The following is a 17,656-nucleotide window of genomic DNA, read 5'->3' as shown; positions in this document are numbered from 1 at the left end:
GCTCATCGAACGTATTTAAAAATGCCGTTCGCGCCCGGTAAACAGGTCGCGTAAATTGCCGCGGTGGCGCCAGACGATCAGCAGGGTCAACACGCTCATCGGCAACAGCGCTGCCGGCGCTTGCCAGGCCAGCAAGGGCAGGGTGAGCGGCGTGGCGATCAATGCGGCCAGCGAGCTGGTGCGGGTCAGGTAGAACGTCAGCAGCCAGGCAAGCACGGCCAGTAACGCCGCTGGAGGGTAAATCCCCAGCAACATGCCGGCCGCCGTGGCGACACCCTTGCCACCGCGAAAGCGGAAGTACAGCGGAAACAGATGGCCGAGGACGGCGCACACGCCTACCCAGGCCTGCTGTTGCAGGGTGAGGCCGGCGAGGCTGGCGATGAGTACGGGCAACAGGCCCTTGCAGATGTCGCCCAGCAGCGTCAGTACGGCGAGTTTTTTGCCGGCCAGGCGCAACATGTTGGTGGCACCGGCATTGCCTGAGCCACTCATTCGCGGGTCGGGATTTCCCGTCAGGCGGCTGAGCAAAATGGCGAAGGACAGCGAGCCGAGCAGGTAGGCGAGAATCGCCAGTGACCAAAACATGCTAACTATTCCGGGCGAGGACGCCCTGATTCTAACGGGGCATCGCGCCCTTGTCGTGCTGCGGAGAAGAGCTTGGACAGAGTGTTTATCGAAGGCCTGGAAGTCGACACCGTGATCGGGGCCTACGACTGGGAGCGCGGCATCAAGCAATGCCTGCGCCTGGACCTGAGTTTTGCCTGGGACAATCGCCCGGCCGCGGCCGGTGACGACCTGACCCTGGCGCTCGATTACGCCAGCGTGTCCGCGCGTATCCAGGCCTTTGCCGAGCAGTCCCAGTACCAACTGGTGGAAACCTTTGCCGAGCGTCTGGCCGAAGTGCTGATGAGCGAATTCCAGATTCCTTGGCTGCACCTCAAATTGACCAAGCCAGGCGCCGTGCCGGCAGCCAAAGGCGTGGGCGTGGAGATCGAGCGCGGATGTCGCTAACTCAGGTTTACCTTGGCCTTGGCAGCAATATCGAGCGCGAGCCGCACCTGCGCGCTGGCCTGGACGCGCTGGCGAGCTTCTTGACCGACGTGCGCTGCTCGCCCGTGTTCGAAAGCCAGCCGGTGGGGATCAAGAGTGGGCCGTTTTTCAATCTGGTGGTGTCGGCCTATACCGACTTGCCGTTGATGGAACTTGATCGCCGGTTGAAATTTATCGAGGCCGACAATGGCCGCTATGCGCCCGACCGCAAAGGGCTGCCGCTGGATATCGACGTATTGCTGTATGGCGAGCTGGTGGGGAATTTCGACGGCTTGATCCTGCCGCGCGCAGAAATCCTGAAAAACGCCTTCGTGCTGTGGCCGCTGTCGTTGATGGCACCGGATCGCGAGCACCCCGAAGCGGGCAAGACATTGGCCCAGCTGTGGCGCGATGCGCAGATCGATCAAGTGCTGGCGCCTGTCGGCTTCGAGTGGCAGGGCCGGCAACTCACCCCGGCGGATCTCCTATAGCCGCCGATACTCTTGGCTTGACCGATTCAAGTGTGGGAGCGGCGGTGCGACGATTCGACTTGCCCGCGATGACGTCGGCCCAGCAAACATGGATGTTGACTGACCCACCGCTTTGGCGGGCAAGTCGAATCGTCGCACCGCCGCTCCCACAGGGGATCTGCGCTTAACTGAACGGCATTAGGGCAAGCCCGCTCGCCACAAAAGCTCGCCCGCTACGCGTTGTGTTGTTCCTTGTAGGTTTTCAGCGCTTTGAGCCGTTCGCGCTTGAGCGCCTCGCCCAGTTCCGGGCCTTTGAAGCCTTTCTCCAGCAGGGGCGCGACCGCCACTTCGCGCGCAACCTTGGCCGCACCACGTAAATAATCCGCCTGTGGATAACTTCGTTGCTCAAGCCCCTTGCGGCCACGCGCATCCATTTCACAGCTCACCACGAATTCCTCAAAGCGTTGCGGCCGGCGATACACGTCGAAACTCTGCAGCAACTCCAGCAATGTCGAAGCTTTTAGCTCCGGCGCTCGATGGCCATGAGTGTGATATTGGCCCACCAGCAGTGCCAGCTCCTGGCAGTCCTTCGGCACTTTGAAGCGCTCATTGACCGCCTTGATCAGCTTCAAGCCCGTATGCTCATGAGCAATATGCTGCGGCAACTTATCCACAGGTGTCAGGCCCTTGCCCACGTCATGCAGCAAGCAGGCCCAACGCACCGTAAGCGGTTGTTTGTGCAAGGCGGCCTGTTCCAACACGCTCAAGGTGTGCAGGCCGGTGTCGATTTCGGGGTGATGGGCCTCGGGCTGTGGCACGCCGAATAGCGCGTTCACTTCCGGCATCAGGGTTTTCAGCGCATCGCAGTCACGTAGCACCTGAATAAACACCTGTGGCTGATCTTCCATCAGTGCCCGGGAAATTTCCTTCCAGCTGCGTTCCGGTGTCAGTGCTTCCAGTTCGCCGGATTCGCTGAGCTGGCGCATCAATTCCAGCGTCTCAGGAGCGACCGTGAAACCCAGGTGCGCATAACGCGCCGCAAAGCGGGCAACACGCAATACGCGCAGAGGATCTTCGGCGAACGCCGGGGAAACGTGACGCAAAATGCGCGCCTCCAAATCGCTCTGGCCGTGGTACGGGTCGGTCAAGTTGCCGTCATCGTCCTCAGCTATGGCGTTGATGGTCAGGTCGCGACGAATCAAGTCTTCTTCCAGCGTGACTTCGGGGCTGGCATGAAACACAAAGCCGCCGTAACCCCGGCCACTCTTGCGTTCGGTGCGGGCGAGGGCGTACTCATCGCCGTTTTTCGGGTCGAGGAATACCGGGAAGTCAGCGCCCACCGGCTTGTAGCCCTTGGCGAGCATTTCTTCAGTGGTCGCGCCGACCACAACGCGGTCGATGTCAGTGACCTTGATGCCGAGCAGGCGATCACGCACCGCGCCGCCAACTGTGTAGATTTTCATGAAAAAGCCTCCATTAGCGGCACAGGATAACGCCTGTGCCTGACCAATGGAGGCTTTGCTGTTTCAGAGATGAACGACGGCCAAGTCCAGGCGGCCGTAGTCGTTGTCGTTGTGATCGCTGCGCGGTGGCACGTGGTGAGTCTTCATCACTTGGTCGCCCTGCAGGGTTTCCAGGTGAATGTCGAAGCCCCACAACCGGTGCAGGTGCTTGAGCACTTCCTCGGTGGATTCGCCCAAGGGTTTGCGGTCGTGCTGCTGGTGACGCAAGGTCAGCGAGCGGTCGCCGCGTACATCGATGCTGTAAATCTGCACGTTGGGTTCGCGGTTGCCCAGGTTGTACTGCGCCGCCAGGGTTTCACGGATGGTGCGGTAGCCGGGTTCGTCGTGGATGGCCGGCACCACCAGATCATCCTTGAGGTCGTCGTCCATGATGCTGAACAGCTTGAGGTCGCGAATCACCTGGGGTGACAGGTACTGCAGGATGAAACTCTCGTCCTTGAAGCTGCTCATGGCGAACTTGATGGTCGACAGCCAATCGCTGCCGGCGATTTCCGGGAACCAGCGGCGGTCTTCTTCGGTGGGGTGTTCGCACATGCGCCGGATGTCGCGGTACATGGCAAAGCCCAGCGCATAGGGGTTGATGCCGCTGTAATAGGGGCTGTCGAAGCCGGGTTGGAACACCACGCTGGTATGGGAGGTGAGGAACTCCATCATGAAACCGTCCGTGACCAGGCCCTCGTCGTACAGGTCATTCATCAAGGTGTAGTGCCAGAACGTCGCCCAGCCTTCGTTCATTACCTGGGTCTGGCGCTGTGGATAAAAGTACTGGGCGATCTTGCGCACGATACGCACGATTTCGCGCTGCCAGGGCTCCAGCAGGGGCGCGTGTTTTTCCAGGAAGTACAGGATGTTTTCCTGAGGTTCGGCGGGGAAGCGTGCATTGTCTTTGTCGCTGTTCTTGCCGGCGCGCTTTGGAATGGTGCGCCACAAATCGTTGATCTGCTTCTGCAGGTGCTCCTCGCGCTCCTTCTGGCGCAGGCGTTCTTCCTCGGCGGAAATCGGGTATGGGCGTTTGTAGCGGTCGACCCCGTAATTCATCAGGGCGTGGCAGGAATCGAGCAAATCCTCCACTGCATCGATGCCGTGGCGTTCCTCGCACTGCATGATGTACTGCTTGGCGAACACCAGGTAATCGATGATCGAGCTGGCATCGGTCCAGGTGCGGAACAGGTAGTTACCCTTGAAGAAGCTGTTGTGCCCGTAGCACGCGTGCGCCACCACCAGTGCCTGCATGCAGATGGTGTTTTCTTCCATCAGGTAGGCGATGCACGGGTCGGAGTTGATCACGATCTCGTAGGCCAAACCCATCTGGCCACGCGTGTAGGACTTCTCAGTGCTGAGGAAGTGTTTGCCATAGGACCAATGGTGATAGCCCAAAGGCATACCCACCGAGGCATAGGCATCCATCATCTGTTCGGCGGTGATCACTTCGATCTGGTTGGGGTAAGTGTCCAGAGCATAACCGGCCGCGATACGGCTGATTTCCCGGTCATAGGCCTGGATCAGTTCAAAGGTCCACTCGGACCCGGTGGAAATGGGTTGGCGCTTATGCTCTTTTTTGGCGGTCATGTCACTAACCTGCGCTGGAAGAGTTCACGGAAGACCGGGTAGATATCGCCGGCCGAGACCAGTTGCTGCTGGGCGAACGTGTCGGCAAAGGCTTCGCCGATGCGTTCATATTCGAACCACAGGGCCTGGTGCTCACGAGGGGTAATTTCGACGTAGGTGTAGTACTGCACAAACGGCATGATCTGGTTGATCAGAATGTCGCGGCAGATCGGCGAATCATCATTCCAGTTGTCGCCGTCGGAAGCTTGGGCTGCGTAGATATTCCACTCATTAGCCGGGTAGCGTTCGGCCATGATTTCCTGCATCAGCTTCAACGCGCTGGAGACGATGGTGCCGCCGGTTTCCCGCGAATAGAAGAACTCTTCTTCGTCGACTTCCCGGGCGCTGGTGTGATGGCGGATAAACACCACATCGATCTTGTCGTAGTTCCGCTTCAGGAACAGGTACAGCAGGATGAAGAAGCGCTTGGCAATATCCTTGGTTGCTTGGGTCATCGAGCCGGACACGTCCATCAGGCAGAACATCACGGCCTTGGAGCTCGGGTTGGGTTGTTTGACCAGCAGGTTGTATTTCAGGTCGAAGGTGTCGAGGAACGGCACGCGGTGAATCCGCGCGCTGAGTTTCTCGATTTCCACTTCGACTTCCTGGATATCGCCGAAGTTGTCGGGCTCTTCGCGTTTTAAACGCGCCAACTCTTCCTTGGCCTGCTTTAGTTTGGCGCGGCTGCTGCCGGACAGGGCGATACGCCGGGCGTGGGCCGAGCGCAGGGTGCGGATGATGTTGATCCGCGACGGGTTGCCCTCATTGCTGATCCCCGCGCGCACGGTCTTGAAGGTGTCGGTGCCGGTCAGGTTGCGTTTGACCAGGTTGGGCAGTTCCAAGTCTTCGAACATGAACTCCAGGAATTCTTCCTGGGTGATCTGGAACACGAACTCATCCATGCCTTCGCCAGAGTTACCGGCCTTGCCTGGGCCTTTACCGCCGCCACCGCCTTGCGGGCGTTGGATATGTTCGCCGGTGGTGAATTCCTTGTTGCCGGGGTGCACGACGGTTTGTTTGCCGCCGCGCCCGTGGTGCAGCACCGGTTCGTCGATGTCGCGTCCGGGAATGCTGATTTGCTCGCCATGCTCCATATCCGTAATGGAGCGGCGGCTGACGGCCTCTTCAACGGCCTTTTTGATGTGGTCACGGTAACGCCGCAGGAAACGCTGACGGTTTACCGTGCTCTTGTTCTTGCCATTGAGGCGTCGGTCGATCACATAGCTCATGGGGAGCCCTCCGGGCAGCTTCACGTTACAAGCTTCAAGCCGCGAGCTGGAAGCTTAGAGACAAGCGGTCAGCTGCCAGGCCAAAGGCCCGGCAGCGCGCGCCTGTCGCTGCCTTACTGTGATTTACGAACCCGCAGGTACCACTCGGAGAGCAGCCGTACCTGTTTGTCGGTGTAGCCACGCTCGACCATTCGTGTAACGAAGTCGTTGTGTTTTTGCTGATCCTCCTTGCTGGCCTTGGCGTTGAAGCTGATGACCGGCAGCAGATCCTCGGTGTTGGAGAACATTTTCTTCTCGATGACTACCCGCAGCTTCTCGTAGCTGAGCCAGGTAGGGTTCTTGCCGTTGTTGTTGGCGCGGGCGCGCAGCACAAAGTTGACGATTTCGTTGCGGAAATCCTTCGGATTGCTGATGCCGGCCGGTTTCTCGATCTTCTCCAGCTCCTCGTTGAGGGCCACGCGGTTGAGAATCTCGCCGGTTTCCGGGTCGCGGTACTCCTGGTCCTGGATCCAGAAGTCGGCGTACAGCACGTAGCGGTCGAAGATGTTCTGGCCGTACTCGCTGTAGGACTCCAGGTACGCGGTCTGAATTTCCTTGCCGATAAACTCGATGTAGCGCGGCGCCAGGTATTCCTTGAGGAAGCGCAGGTAGCGTTCGCGGGTTTCGGCCTGGAACTGTTCCTGTTCGATCTGCTGCTCCAGCACATACAGCAGGTGCACTGGGTTGGCGGCGATTTCGTGTGGGTCGAAGTTAAATACCTTGGAGAGGATCTTGAACGCGAAACGTGTGGAAAGGCCATTCATGCCCTCATCCACGCCCGCAGTGTCGCGGTATTCCTGGATCGACTTGGCCTTGGGATCGGTGTCCTTGAGGTTTTCGCCGTCGTAGACGCGCATCTTCGAATAGATGTTCGAGTTCTCCGGCTCCTTGAGGCGCGACAGCACGGTGAACTGGGCGAGCATCTTCAAGGTGTCAGGCGCGCAATGGGCCTTGGCCAGGGAGCTGTTGAACAACAACTTGTCGTAGATCTTGATCTCATCGCTGACGCGCAGGCAGTACGGCACCTTGACGATGTAGATCCGGTCGATGAAGGCTTCGTTGTTCTTGTTGTTACGGAAGGTGTGCCATTCCGATTCGTTGGAGTGGGCCAGCAGGATCCCGGTGAACGGAATTGCGCCCAGGCCTTCGGTACTGTTGTAGTTACCTTCCTGGGTGGCGGTCAGCAGTGGGTGCAGCACCTTGATTGGCGCCTTGAACATCTCCACGAATTCCATCAGGCCCTGGTTGGCCCGGCACAGCGCGCCCGAGTAGCTGTAGGCGTCGGCGTCGTTCTGTGGGAACTCTTCGAGTTTGCGGATATCGACTTTACCCACCAGTGCCGAGATGTCTTGGTTGTTCTCATCGCCCGGTTCGGTCTTGGCTACGCCGATCTGGTTGAGGACCGACGGGTAGAGTTTCACCACGCGGAACTGGCTGATATCGCCGCCAAACTCAGCCAGGCGCTTGGTGGCCCAAGGCGACATGATGGTATTGAGGTAGCGCCGTGGGATGCCGAAGTCTTCTTCGAGGATCGCGCCATCTTCCGTGGCGTTGAACAGCCCTAGAGGCGACTCGAAGACCGGCGAGCCCTTGATCGCGTAGAAGGGCACTTTCTCGATCAGTTGTTTGAGTTTTTCCGCCAGGGACGACTTGCCGCCGCCGACGGGGCCGAGCAGGTAGAGGATTTGCTTCTTCTCTTCCAGGCCTTGGGCGGCATGGCGGAAGTAGGAGACGATCTGGTCGATGCATTCTTCCATGCCATGGAAGTCTTCAAAGGCCGGGTAGCGGCGGATCACCTTGTTGGAGAATATTCGCGACAGGCGCGAATTGTTGGCGGTTTCCACCAGCTCCGGCTCACCAATTGCCAATAGCAGGCGTTCGGCGGCAGACGCGTAGGTGCTGCGGTCCTGTTTGCACAGCTCGAGATACTCTTGCAGCGTGAGTTCTTCCTGCTGGGTGGACGCGAAGCGTTGTTGGAAGTGGCTAAAGATACTCATGACGTCGTCACCTCGCTCGATACGTGGAGCCGACGCCGGGTCAATCAGTCGATGCTGGCAGTCATTGGTGATCAACCAATGGCCGTTTTCCCCCCAAACACCCTGAAACGCTACCGATGACCCGTACGCCGGTGTACCGGCTCTCCCCTGATTCGGATGGCCTGCGCTTAAGGATAGTTCGGAATCCGGGAGGTCAAGGCGGGATACGTAATTAGTTTGGCTGCGCCGTTCGTCAGAAACGGCGCGAGCCCAAGCGTCACGCGGGGTAGCGGGGTGTGAAAAAAATTATTGCGAATCGCTGGAGGCAATTTCCGCAGGATAGGTCGCACGCCACAGCTCAAAGCCGCCGTCCAGGCTATAGACGTCGGAGAAGCCCTGGCTGATCAGATAGGCCGCTGCGCTCTGGCTGGAGTTGCCGTGGTAGCAGGCCACGATCACCGGCGCGTCGAGGTCGGCGGCACGGATGAAGTCGGCAATGCTGTGGTTGTCCAGATGCTGCGCGCCGGTGATATGGCCAGCGGCGTGAGCCTGAGGGTCGCGGATGTCGACCACCACGGCACCTTGCTCGCGCAGGGCCTGGGCTTGTTCGGGAGGGATACGTTTGAATTCGCTCATGGCGGGCTCCTTGGACATGGCTGCGGCGTTTAGCGCTTGGCGGCAGCCGGCAGTGTAACGGGAAGGGGAGATTCGCACTGGCAGCTCAGGCGCTCGCCGGTGTCGATGTTCATCAGGGTCATGCTACCGCCCCACACGCAGCCGGTGTCGAGTGCGAATACGCCGGGTTCATTGCACTTGCCCTCAAGGGCTGCCCAGTGGCCGAAGATGATCTTCGTGTCACGGGTCTTGCGTTCCTTGTGCGCGAACCACGGCTTATAGCCGGGCAGTGCGGTGTCGGCGCCTTCCTTGCTCTTGAGGTCGAGCTTGCCCTCGGCAGTGCAGAAGCGCATGCGTGTGAAATAGTTGGTGATCACGCGCAGGCGGGCCACGCCAGTGAGGTCGTTGTCCCACTTGACCGGCTCGTTGCCGTACATGCCGTCGAGGTAGGCGGTGTACAGGCTGTCATCGGTCAGGGCGCTCTCGACTTCGGCGGCGCACTTGAGGGCTTTTTTCAGCGTCCACTGCGGCGGGATGCCGGCATGGACCAGCGCCATGTTGCGGCCTTCGTCGTAATGCATGAGTTTCTGCCCACGCAGCCACTCCAGCAGCTCGGTGCGATCCGGCGCTTCAAGGATCTCACGCAGGGTGTCGCCCTTTTTCAGGCGCTCGATGTTATTGCCGGCGGCCAGCAGGTGCAGGTCATGGTTGCCCAGTACGCACACCAGCGATTCGCGCAGGCTATATAAGTAGCGCAAAGTCTCCAGAGACTCGGGGCCGCGATTGACCAGATCCCCCACCAACCACAGGCGGTCGCTTGCCGGGTTGAAGGCCACCCGCTCCAGCAAGCACTTGAGGGGCTCTAGGCAGCCTTGCAGGTCGCCGACCGCGTATGTCGCCATCAGTGCAGGGCTCCAGGCACTGCGAGGCGGAACGGCGCGATGATGGCGTCGAACAACTTACCGTCGGTGGCCTTCATCTGATACGAGCCCTGCATGGTGCCGACCTTGGAGGTCATGACCGTGCCGCTGCTGTAGGTATGGCTGGCGCCAATGTCGATCAACGGTTGCTGGCCAACCACACCGGCGCCGCGCACCTCTTCGACCTGGCCGTCACCGTCGGTGATCACCCAGTGGCGCGACAGCAGCTTGGCCGGCACCTGCCCGTTGTTCTTCACCGTGATGGTGTAGGCAAAGGCGAAGCGGTTGTGTTCGGGTTGCGATTGGTCCGCGAGGAAGCGGGTGACGACGCTGACGTCGATCTGGTAGCGAGGATCGGACATGCAAGAGGCCTTAAAAGCAAAAGCGGAGGACAGCAGATGCGGATCAGTCTAGGCCATGAGGAGGGCACTAGGCCAGACATGCTGTCTGGCCCATGCTTGGCAGGCTTTAGTCCGCGGCTGGCGCAGGCTGGATGGCAAGCTGGTCGGCCAGGCGCACGAACGCGGCCAGGTCCAGTTGCTCGGGGCGCAAGCTGCCATCGACGCCGGCGGCTTCGATTTCGGCGTTGCTGAGCAGCGCCTTGAGCGTGTTGCGCAGGGTCTTGCGGCGTTGGTTGAACGCCTCGCGTACCACGCGCTCCAGCAGCTTGTGATCCTTGGCTGGGTGGGGCAGCACGGCGTGAGGCACCAGGCGCACGATGGCCGAATCGACCTTCGGCGGCGGGTTGAACGCACCCGGGCCGACGTTGAACAGGTGTTCCACGCGGCAATGGTACTGAACCATGATCGACAAGCGGCCCCAATCACCACCGCCGGGACCTGCGGCTAAACGCTCAACCACTTCTTTTTGCAGCATGAAGTGCATGTCGCGGATGATCCCTGCGTTGTTCAGCAGGTGGAAAATCAGCGGCGTGGAGATGTTGTACGGCAGGTTGCCCACTACCCGCAGGCTGTTGGGCGCAGCGTTGAGGCTGTTGAAGTCGAACTTCAGTGCATCGCCCTGGTGCAGGTTGAAGTTGGGCTTGTCTGCGAACTGCTGGTTGAGGATCGGGATCAGGTCCTTGTCCAGCTCCACGACGTCCAGTTGGCCGCCACTGGCCAGCAGGCCTTGGGTCAATGCGCCCTGGCCCGGGCCAATTTCCAGCAAGCGGTCTTCGGGCTTGGCATGGATGGAGCGCAGGATACGGTCGATCACGCCGGCGTCGTGCAGGAAGTTTTGCCCGAAACGCTTGCGCGCCCGGTGTTGGTAATGCTCAGTCATATACGGGTCTCGGCCATCTGATAGGCGGTTTCCAGGGCCACGTGCAGGCTGCCGGTATCGATCTTGCCGCTGCCCGCCAGGTCCAGGGCAGTGCCATGGTCGACGGAGGTGCGGATGATCGGCAGGCCCAGTGTCACGTTGACTGCGGCGCCGAAGCCTTTGTATTTCAGCACGGGCAGCCCTTGGTCATGGTACATCGCCAGCACTGCGTCGCAGTGCTCCAGATATTTGGGGGTAAACAGAGTGTCAGCAGGCAGTGGGCCACGCAGGTCCATGCCTTCTTGGCGCAGACGCTCTAATGTCGGTTCAATGATGTCGATTTCTTCATGGCCCAAGTGGCCGCCTTCACCGGCGTGGGGGTTGAGCCCGCAGACCAGGATGCGCGGTTGGGCAATGCCGAATTTGTGTTGCAGGTCGGCGTGCAGGATGCGCGTGACGCGCTCCAAACGCTCGGCAGTGATGGCGTCGGCGATATCACGCAACGGCAAATGCGTGGTCACCAGGGCCACGCGCAGGCCGTGAGTGGCCAGCATCATCACAACTTGGGCGGTATTGGTCAGCTCGGCGAGGAATTCGGTATGGCCGGAAAAGGCGATGCCGGATTCGTTGATCACACCCTTGTGCACCGGGGCAGTGATCATGCCGGCGAAGTCGCCGTCGATGCAGCCCTGGCCTGCACGCGTCAGGGTTTCCAGCACAAATGCCGCATTGGCTTTGTTCAGTTGCCCGGCAATCACCTTGGTCGCAAGTGGGGTGTCCCATACGTACAGGCTGCCCGCAGGTGCCGGCAGGTCGGGCCAGTTGCCTGGCGCCACGTCCAGCAGGTTGACAACCACGCCCAACTGCGCGGCCCGCTCAAGGAGCAGGTCGCGGCTGGTAATGGCAATCAGGGGGTGTGGCTGAGGTTGCGAGGCGAGCAGCAGGCACAGGTCTGGACCAATGCCGGCCGGCTCGCCGGGTGTTACCGCGAAACGCTGGGGTTTCACTGCGCTGCCTGGTCGGTGCCTGTTTGCTCGGCGCCTGGCAGCTTGTTTTCTACGTAGGCTTCGTCACGGATCTGACGCAACCAGGTTTGCAGCTCTTCGTCGTACTTGCGGTTACGCAATACGGACAGTGCTTGTTGCTCGCGGGCCTGGGTGGTGTTGTCGGTGGCGCGACGGCCAAGGACTTCCAGGACGTGCCAGCCATATTGGGTCTTGAACGGCTTGGACAGCACGCCTTGCGGCGTATCGGCCATTACTTGCTGGAACTCAGGCACCAAGGCTTTCGGGTCGATCCAGTTCAGGTCGCCACCGTTGAGGGCCGAACCTGGGTCTTCCGAGAAGCTCTTGGCCAAGGTGGCGAAATCTTCACCGCCTTCGATGCGGTCATAGATCTTCTGGGCCAGTTCCTTGGTTTGTGCTTCGGTGCGAATTTCGCTTGGTTTGACCAGGATGTGACGAACATGTACTTCGTCTTTCAGCGAAGTCTCGCCACCGCGTTTTGCCAGCAGCTTGAGGATGATGAAGCCACCCGGTGTGCGTGCTGGCTGGGTGATTTCACCCGGCTGCATGGCGCTCAGCTCGCGGTCGAACGGAGGTGGCAATTGAGCGGCTTTACGCCAGCCCATGTCACCGCCGTCCAGGGCGTTGTCGCTGCCCGATACCGCGATAGCTGTTTGGGCGAAGTCAGCGCCAGCCTTCAGGCGGTCATAAACTGCCTGGGTTTTGGCGGCGGCTGCATTGAGCTGCTCGGCGTTGGCGCTGTCCGGGGTTGGAATCAGGATATTGGCCAGGTGCAGTTCTTCGGAGAGCCGCATCTTGCCAAGGTCCGAGGCCAGGAAGTTCTTCACTTCCTGCTCGGAAACCTGAACCCGCTCGGCCACACGGCGCTGACGCACACGGCTGATGATCATTTCGCGGCGGATCTGGTCACGGGCGTCCTCATAGGACAAACCGTCGCGGGCCAGGGCAGCGCGGAACTGGTCAATGCTCATGTTGTTGCGTTGAGCGATGGTGCCGACGGCCTGGTTCAGTTCTTCGTCCGAAATACGGATGCCGGAACGATCGCCGATCTGCAGTTGCAGGTTTTCGACGATCAGGCGCTCCAGAACCTGTGGGTCCAGCACGCTGGTAGGCGGTACACCGCCGCCACGCTTGGCGATGGTTTGCTGAACTTCCTTGACCCGTTGGTCCAGTTGGCTCTGCATGATCACGTCGTTATCGACAATGGCCACTACCTTGTCCAGCTGTTGAACCGCAGCGTGTGCCGATGCGGTCCCCAGGAACAGTGCGCCCAGCACTAGCGGGCGCAGACAATCAGAAAGCTTGATCTTCACGTTCACGATAACCTTGAATGCCTTTGTCGAGGAAGCTCTCTACCTTGGCGCCAGTCAGGCCGCCGAGTCCTTTAAGGACGATCTGGAAGAAGAGCCCGTGGTCACCCTTTTCGTTCAGCGGGGCGATCTGGCTGTATTCGTCGTTGGAAACCCAGTAACGGTTGATGACGCGCAGTTTCCAGCAGCAGTTGTCGTACTCGAAACCACCAAAGGCTTCCAGGGTACGGTTGCGTGCATAGTCATACTGCCAGCGGGTGATCAGGTTCCACTGAGGAATGATCGGCCACATCATCGAGAAGTCGTGTTGCTGGATTTTGTAGTAATCCTTGATGAAGTTCGGTTGGCCCGCAGTACCGTAATCACCACCGAACTGCCATTTGCCGGTCAGCTGGTTGTAGACCACTTGGTCGTTACGATAGCGGTAGCCGACGTTGATGATCTTGTTCGGGTTGTCTTCCGGCTGGTAGTGGAGCATTGCGCTACCGGAACGAGGGGTGTGTTCCTCAGTGTCCCAGTTGTAGTCGGCAGTGGCGCGCCAGTCGCGGTTGAAGCGGAACTCGTATTCCAGGGCAACTGGCGATACGTCAGACTGTGCGTCGGCACGGTCAGAGGCGAGGATGCCCGGCAGTTGAACCTGGCGATCCTTGAAGTACACCGCCTGGCCTATGGCCGCGCGTTGACGTTCGAAGCCATTCTCTTCGATCCAACGGCTGGTTAAGCCCAGGGACAGCTTGTTCTCGTCGCCGATCCGGTCGTTGCCGCTGAAGCGGTTGTCGCGGAACAGCGAGGCGTAGCTGAACGAGTACTCGCTGGTGTCGAACACCGGGATATCGCTCTGGTCCTTGTTCGGGACATAGAGGTAGAACGCGCGCGGTTCCAATGTCTGGCGATAGTCTTTGCCGAACCAGTTGGTATTGCGGTCGAAGTACAGGCCGCTGTCTACGCTGGCGATTGGGATTGCGCGGTCTTGGTTGCTCTTGAAGGTGCCACCGGCATAAGGGTTTGCCGCAGTGGCGGCTGCTTGCGCAGCAATAATTTCGTTCTTGCCCTTGGTATCAAGGTCCAGATCGTACTTGGTGTAGACGTACTTGAGCTTCGGCGTAATAAAACCGTAGGTCCAGTTCATCGGGTATTCGACGGCTGGTGCTACGTTCAGGCGAGTACCGTTTGCACGGGTCAGACCTGTTACGTAGTCATCCAGACGCTTATCACCTACAGCAACACCGTTCGCAGCGAACGGGCCACCGTCCTTGTCGAAAATGGTGCCGCTCCTGAGGTCCCGGTCAAACCGAACAGCCTCAGTCTCATAGGTAAAGTTCACGCCACCCGGGTGGTACGGCAGCATCCCATTGAAGGTGATCTGCGGCAGCCGGTCATACGGGGTGATCTGGGAAATAGTCGCCAGTTGGTAGGCCTGAACGTTCAGGCGCGCCTGGTAGCTGTCACCGCGATAGGTCAGGGAACCCTGCTGGTTGACGAAGTCCTGGGTTTGGATGCCTTCCTGGTAGGACTTCAAGTCCTGGTAGTAGAACGGATCGCTGATCTTGGTGTAGTCGACCTGGGTCGCCAGACGCGAATCCAGCCCGCCCTTATGCTGCCAATTGAGCATATAGCGAGTTTTTTCGTAATCAGTCTGTTTCTTCCGCTCGTCGCTGTCGTCGTTCAGGTACGCGCCGCCGAACTGACCTTCGCTGGATTTGGTGAGGTAGCGGAATTCGCCTTCCATCAACAAACCGCGCTTGGTCATGTATTGCGGGTACAACGTGGCGTCGTAGTTTGGCGCCAGGTTGAAGTAGTACGGCGTGACGAGCGTGAAGCCGGTTTCGCTGCCGGTGCTGAAGCTCGGCGGCAGGAAGCCGGATTGACGACGATCGTCGATCGGGAAATAGATATACGGGGTGTACAGGATCGGAATGTTCTTGACCCGCAACGTCGCGTTGGTCGCCGTACCGAAACCGGTGGCCGGGTTCAACGTGATGTTGTTGCCTCTGAGCTGCCAGGCGTTGCTGTCCGGCTCACAGGTGGTGTACGTACCGTCCTTGAGACGGATGATCGCGTTCTCGGCACGCTTGGCGTACAGCGCGTTACCGCGGATACGCGATTTGTGCAGCACGTATTCGGCGTTGTCGATCTGGGCGGCTCCAGTATCGAGCTGGACCTCAGCGTGGTCACCAACGATCAGAGCGCCGTTGTCGCGCAAACGAACGTTGCCGTTCAGCTCGCCACGGTTCTCGGCCTGATACAGGCTGGCTTCCTGAGCCTCCAGCTGCATGCTGCCCTGGCGCATGACGACGTCGCCGGCCAGGGTTGCGATCTGTTGTTCTTGCTCGTAACGAGAGGCCTTGGCACCGATGAAGGTCGGCGCATCGCTCTTGTCCGTCTTGTCGTTCATGCCAGGACGCATCGGCTCGATGTACGCGCCGGCGCAATAAGGACCGGTTTCGGCCAGCTGGGCTGCAGTCAGCTTCTCGCGCGGTACCCAGTCCAAGTGGCTGTAGTCGGCGCTGCGCGCACGCAGGCCTCGGCCCTTGGCTTCGGTGACCAGTGCGGTCTTCGGTTCGGCCTCGGCGCTGCCACCAGCATCGGCTTGCGCCGTGCTGCCGGCGGAGCTGACGGCTGCGCCGTCATGCACCGGGCGTGGTGGCAACGGGGCTGCGGCGGTTTTTGGCGCGCAATCCCAGGCACCCGAAGCAGAGACTGAGCAGTCATACTGTTCCGCGGCGACCACGAATGAGGTGGCGAAAGGTTGCATGGCCAGCAGACTGCCGGTTACCAGCAACGGAAATTTTCTACGAAACGCGGGGGATTTCAATGCCATCTTATTAGTCCGGGCTTCCTGCGTGCCATCTGCCCGCGGTTTGGGCCGCACGCCTCTCGATGGTCTGAAAAAGATGCGTGATAATAAAGCATGACCCGCTTGACGGCTAGCGCCGTCGGAGACCCTTGTAATGCCCGAGCAAGATCTACGTTTACAACAGCTGAAAGTCTGGCTGGATGAGCAGTTGCCAATCCTTTTCAACGCTCAGGACTGGGGTGTCGTACCTCCGGCCACGTTGACCGCGGCCAGCAGTGACGCGAGTTTCAGGCGTTACTTCCGGTGGGAAGGCGGTGGGCGAAGTTTCGTCGTCATGGACGCGCCGCCGCCCCAGGAAAACTGCAAACCTTTCGTCGATATCGCTGATTTACTGGCGAAATCAGGAATAAATGTTCCAAAAATTTATGCAGAAGATTTGCCCCGCGGCTTTCTTTTGCTCAATGACCTGGGCAAAAAAACCTATCTGGACGTGATTGACGAGCAAAACGCCGATCAATTGTTTGCCGATGCCATCGACGCGTTGCTGGCTTTTCAGCAATTGCCGATGGACACGCCGCTGCCCAGCTATGACGTCGCCTTGTTGCGCCGTGAGCTGGAATTGTTTCCGGAATGGTACGTGCGCCGGCACCTGGGCATCGATTTCGACGCCCAGCAGCAGGCTCTCTGGCAGCGCGTCAGCGACCACTTGATCGACAGCGCCCTGGCTCAGCCCAAAGTGCTGGTGCATCGCGACTATATGCCGCGCAACCTGATGATCAGCGAGCCGAACCCGGGCGTGCTGGATTTCCAGGACGCGGTCTACGGCCCGGTCACCTACGACATCACCTGCCTGTTCAAGGATGCATTCCTCAGTTGGCCCAAGGCACGTGTACGTGAATGGCAGCGTGGCTACTGGGAGCGTGCCGGGCAACTGGGCATTCCGGTGCAGGCCGACTTTGCAGCGTTCCTGCGGGCCAGCGACCTGATGGGCGTGCAGCGCCACCTCAAGGTGATCGGCATCTTTGCGCGTATCTGCCATCGCGACGGTAAGCCGCGCTACCTGGCCGACGTACCGCGCTTCTTTGCTTATATAGAGGCGGTGCTGGCAGACCGGCCGGAGCTGGACGAGCTGGGCGAACTGCTCGCCAGCCTGCGCCAACCTGTCGAGGCGGGCGTATGAAGGCCATGATCCTGGCGGCCGGCAAGGGCGAGCGCATGCGCCCGCTCACCTTGCACACGCCCAAGCCGCTGGTGCAGGCGGGCGGCAAGCGGTTGATCGAATATCACCTGGAAGCGCTGGCCAAGGCCGGTTTCAGCGAAATTGTGATCAACCATGCCTGGCTCGGCCAGCAGATCGAAAGCTACCTGGGCGACGGTGCGCAGTTTGGCCTGCGCATCCAGTATTCCGCCGAAGGCGAGCCGCTGGAAACCGGAGGCGGGATTTTCAAGGCGTTGCCGCTGTTGGGAGATGAACCCTTCCTGCTGGTTAATGGTGATGTCTGGACGGACTTCGACTTTGCCAGCCTGCTCAACAAACCGTTGGAAGGGCTTGCCCACCTGGTCATGGTCGACATGCCTGACCATGCGCCTACTGGTGGCGACTTCTATTTGAGCGGCGGCTTGCTTCATGATGCGGCGCCCGGTGCCGATAACCTGACCTTCAGTGGCATCTCAGTGCTCGACCCTCAATTGTTCGCGGGTTGCAGTGCCGGTGCCTTCAAGCTGGCGCCGCTGTTACGGGTGGCCATGGCCAAAGGTCTGGTAACGGGGGAACACATGACAGGACGCTGGATTGATGTCGGCACGCTGGAGCGTCTGGCGCAGGTTGAAACCTTGCTGACTGCGGGGCAATAAG

Annotated in this window: 16 protein-coding genes; 4 read left to right on the top strand and 12 right to left on the bottom strand. The window is 59.8% G+C overall.

Translation table 11 applies throughout. The features are described from left to right. Positions 1–15: 15 nt before the first annotated feature. Positions 16–585, bottom strand: a complete 570-nt coding sequence (gene plsY, locus K0P33_RS29375) for a glycerol-3-phosphate 1-O-acyltransferase PlsY (RefSeq protein WP_242153021.1) — start codon at positions 583–585, stop codon at positions 16–18. Positions 586–657: 72 nt separating this feature from the next. Here plsY and folB point away from each other — a divergent pair, with 72 nt between their 5' ends. Then, on the top strand, positions 658–1,011 hold the full coding sequence (folB, locus tag K0P33_RS29370; RefSeq protein WP_026140135.1) for a dihydroneopterin aldolase: 354 nt from the start codon (positions 658–660) through the stop codon (positions 1,009–1,011). Then, the gene (gene folK, locus K0P33_RS29365; protein WP_094951988.1) at positions 1,002–1,520 is read left to right on the top strand and encodes a 2-amino-4-hydroxy-6-hydroxymethyldihydropteridine diphosphokinase; all 519 of its coding nucleotides are present in this window, start codon (positions 1,002–1,004) and stop codon (positions 1,518–1,520) included. Before folB ends, folK begins: the two co-directional genes overlap by 10 nt. Before the next feature lie 212 nt (positions 1,521–1,732). On the opposite strand, the gene K0P33_RS29360 is transcribed toward folK, so the two are convergent. From K0P33_RS29360 to K0P33_RS29310, 11 genes are all read right to left on the bottom strand, one after another. Next, positions 1,733–2,962, bottom strand: coding sequence for a multifunctional CCA addition/repair protein (locus K0P33_RS29360; RefSeq protein ID WP_242153017.1), 1,230 nt, complete (start codon positions 2,960–2,962; stop codon positions 1,733–1,735). Between the two features lie 63 nt (positions 2,963–3,025). Further along, entirely contained in the window at positions 3,026–4,591 is a 1,566-nt protein-coding gene (locus K0P33_RS29355) for a SpoVR family protein (protein WP_242153015.1), read from the bottom strand. Then, positions 4,588–5,859, bottom strand: a complete 1,272-nt coding sequence (locus K0P33_RS29350) for a YeaH/YhbH family protein (protein ID WP_094951400.1) — start codon at positions 5,857–5,859, stop codon at positions 4,588–4,590. Before K0P33_RS29350 ends, K0P33_RS29355 begins: the two co-directional genes overlap by 4 nt. A gap of 113 nt (positions 5,860–5,972) precedes the next feature. Next, positions 5,973–7,895 carry a PrkA family serine protein kinase gene (locus K0P33_RS29345; protein ID WP_094951401.1) on the bottom strand — a complete coding sequence of 641 codons (1,923 nt, stop codon included), beginning with the start codon at positions 7,893–7,895 and terminating at the stop codon, positions 5,973–5,975. Positions 7,896–8,180: 285 nt separating this feature from the next. Further along, positions 8,181–8,510: a thiosulfate sulfurtransferase GlpE gene (gene glpE, locus K0P33_RS29340; RefSeq protein WP_094951402.1), complete on the bottom strand. Its 330-nt coding sequence runs from the start codon at positions 8,508–8,510 to the stop codon at positions 8,181–8,183. A 29-nt stretch (positions 8,511–8,539) separates the two neighbouring features. Then, on the bottom strand, positions 8,540–9,391 hold the full coding sequence (locus K0P33_RS29335; protein ID WP_242153012.1) for a symmetrical bis(5'-nucleosyl)-tetraphosphatase: 852 nt from the start codon (positions 9,389–9,391) through the stop codon (positions 8,540–8,542). Further along, positions 9,391–9,771, bottom strand: coding sequence for a Co2+/Mg2+ efflux protein ApaG (gene apaG, locus K0P33_RS29330; RefSeq protein ID WP_069551974.1), 381 nt, complete (start codon positions 9,769–9,771; stop codon positions 9,391–9,393). Before apaG ends, K0P33_RS29335 begins: the two co-directional genes overlap by 1 nt. 106 nt (positions 9,772–9,877) lie before the next feature. Beyond that, the gene (rsmA, locus tag K0P33_RS29325; RefSeq protein ID WP_017739504.1) at positions 9,878–10,690 is read right to left on the bottom strand and encodes a 16S rRNA (adenine(1518)-N(6)/adenine(1519)-N(6))-dimethyltransferase RsmA; all 813 of its coding nucleotides are present in this window, start codon (positions 10,688–10,690) and stop codon (positions 9,878–9,880) included. Then, positions 10,687–11,676 carry a 4-hydroxythreonine-4-phosphate dehydrogenase PdxA gene (gene pdxA, locus K0P33_RS29320; RefSeq protein ID WP_094951405.1) on the bottom strand — a complete coding sequence of 330 codons (990 nt, stop codon included), beginning with the start codon at positions 11,674–11,676 and terminating at the stop codon, positions 10,687–10,689. Before pdxA ends, rsmA begins: the two co-directional genes overlap by 4 nt. Continuing rightward, complete coding sequence (locus tag K0P33_RS29315; RefSeq protein WP_242153007.1) at positions 11,673–13,007, bottom strand: peptidylprolyl isomerase; 1,335 nt, start codon at positions 13,005–13,007, stop codon at positions 11,673–11,675. The genes pdxA and K0P33_RS29315 overlap by 4 nt, the downstream gene beginning before the upstream one ends. Continuing rightward, on the bottom strand, positions 12,988–15,825 hold the full coding sequence (locus K0P33_RS29310; RefSeq protein ID WP_094951406.1) for an LPS-assembly protein LptD: 2,838 nt from the start codon (positions 15,823–15,825) through the stop codon (positions 12,988–12,990). Before K0P33_RS29310 ends, K0P33_RS29315 begins: the two co-directional genes overlap by 20 nt. Before the next feature lie 130 nt (positions 15,826–15,955). On the opposite strand from K0P33_RS29310, the gene K0P33_RS29305 reads away from it, so the two are divergent. Together K0P33_RS29305 and murU are read left to right on the top strand one after the other, a co-directional pair. After that, positions 15,956–16,981: a phosphotransferase gene (locus K0P33_RS29305; RefSeq protein WP_242153004.1), complete on the top strand. Its 1,026-nt coding sequence runs from the start codon at positions 15,956–15,958 to the stop codon at positions 16,979–16,981. Then, entirely contained in the window at positions 16,978–17,655 is a 678-nt protein-coding gene (murU, locus tag K0P33_RS29300; RefSeq protein ID WP_094951408.1) for an N-acetylmuramate alpha-1-phosphate uridylyltransferase MurU, read from the top strand. Before K0P33_RS29305 ends, murU begins: the two co-directional genes overlap by 4 nt. The last annotated feature ends 1 nt before the right edge of the window (position 17,656 follow it).

This window comes from Pseudomonas sp. ArH3a (genome assembly GCF_022648765.1).
Classification (GTDB): domain Bacteria; phylum Pseudomonadota; class Gammaproteobacteria; order Pseudomonadales; family Pseudomonadaceae; genus Aquipseudomonas.
Note: the sequence above shows the minus strand (reverse complement) of the source record. Positions and strands in the feature narration are given on the sequence as shown.

Coding starts and splice junctions, on each gene's coding strand:
- plsY (WP_242153021.1), bottom strand. CDS start 585: ATGTTTTGGTCACTGGCGATTCTCGCCTACCTGCTCGGCTCGCTGTCC.
- murU (WP_094951408.1), top strand. CDS start 16,978: ATGAAGGCCATGATCCTGGCGGCCGGCAAGGGCGAGCGCATGCGCCCG.
- K0P33_RS29355 (WP_242153015.1), bottom strand. CDS start 4,591: ATGACCGCCAAAAAAGAGCATAAGCGCCAACCCATTTCCACCGGGTCC.
- folK (WP_094951988.1), top strand. CDS start 1,002: ATGTCGCTAACTCAGGTTTACCTTGGCCTTGGCAGCAATATCGAGCGC.
- K0P33_RS29350 (WP_094951400.1), bottom strand. CDS start 5,859: ATGAGCTATGTGATCGACCGACGCCTCAATGGCAAGAACAAGAGCACG.
- glpE (WP_094951402.1), bottom strand. CDS start 8,510: ATGAGCGAATTCAAACGTATCCCTCCCGAACAAGCCCAGGCCCTGCGC.
- rsmA (WP_017739504.1), bottom strand. CDS start 10,690: ATGACTGAGCATTACCAACACCGGGCGCGCAAGCGTTTCGGGCAAAAC.
- K0P33_RS29335 (WP_242153012.1), bottom strand. CDS start 9,391: ATGGCGACATACGCGGTCGGCGACCTGCAAGGCTGCCTAGAGCCCCTC.
- apaG (WP_069551974.1), bottom strand. CDS start 9,771: ATGTCCGATCCTCGCTACCAGATCGACGTCAGCGTCGTCACCCGCTTC.
- K0P33_RS29305 (WP_242153004.1), top strand. CDS start 15,956: ATGCCCGAGCAAGATCTACGTTTACAACAGCTGAAAGTCTGGCTGGAT.
- K0P33_RS29345 (WP_094951401.1), bottom strand. CDS start 7,895: ATGAGTATCTTTAGCCACTTCCAACAACGCTTCGCGTCCACCCAGCAG.
- K0P33_RS29310 (WP_094951406.1), bottom strand. CDS start 15,825: ATGGCATTGAAATCCCCCGCGTTTCGTAGAAAATTTCCGTTGCTGGTA.
- K0P33_RS29360 (WP_242153017.1), bottom strand. CDS start 2,962: ATGAAAATCTACACAGTTGGCGGCGCGGTGCGTGATCGCCTGCTCGGC.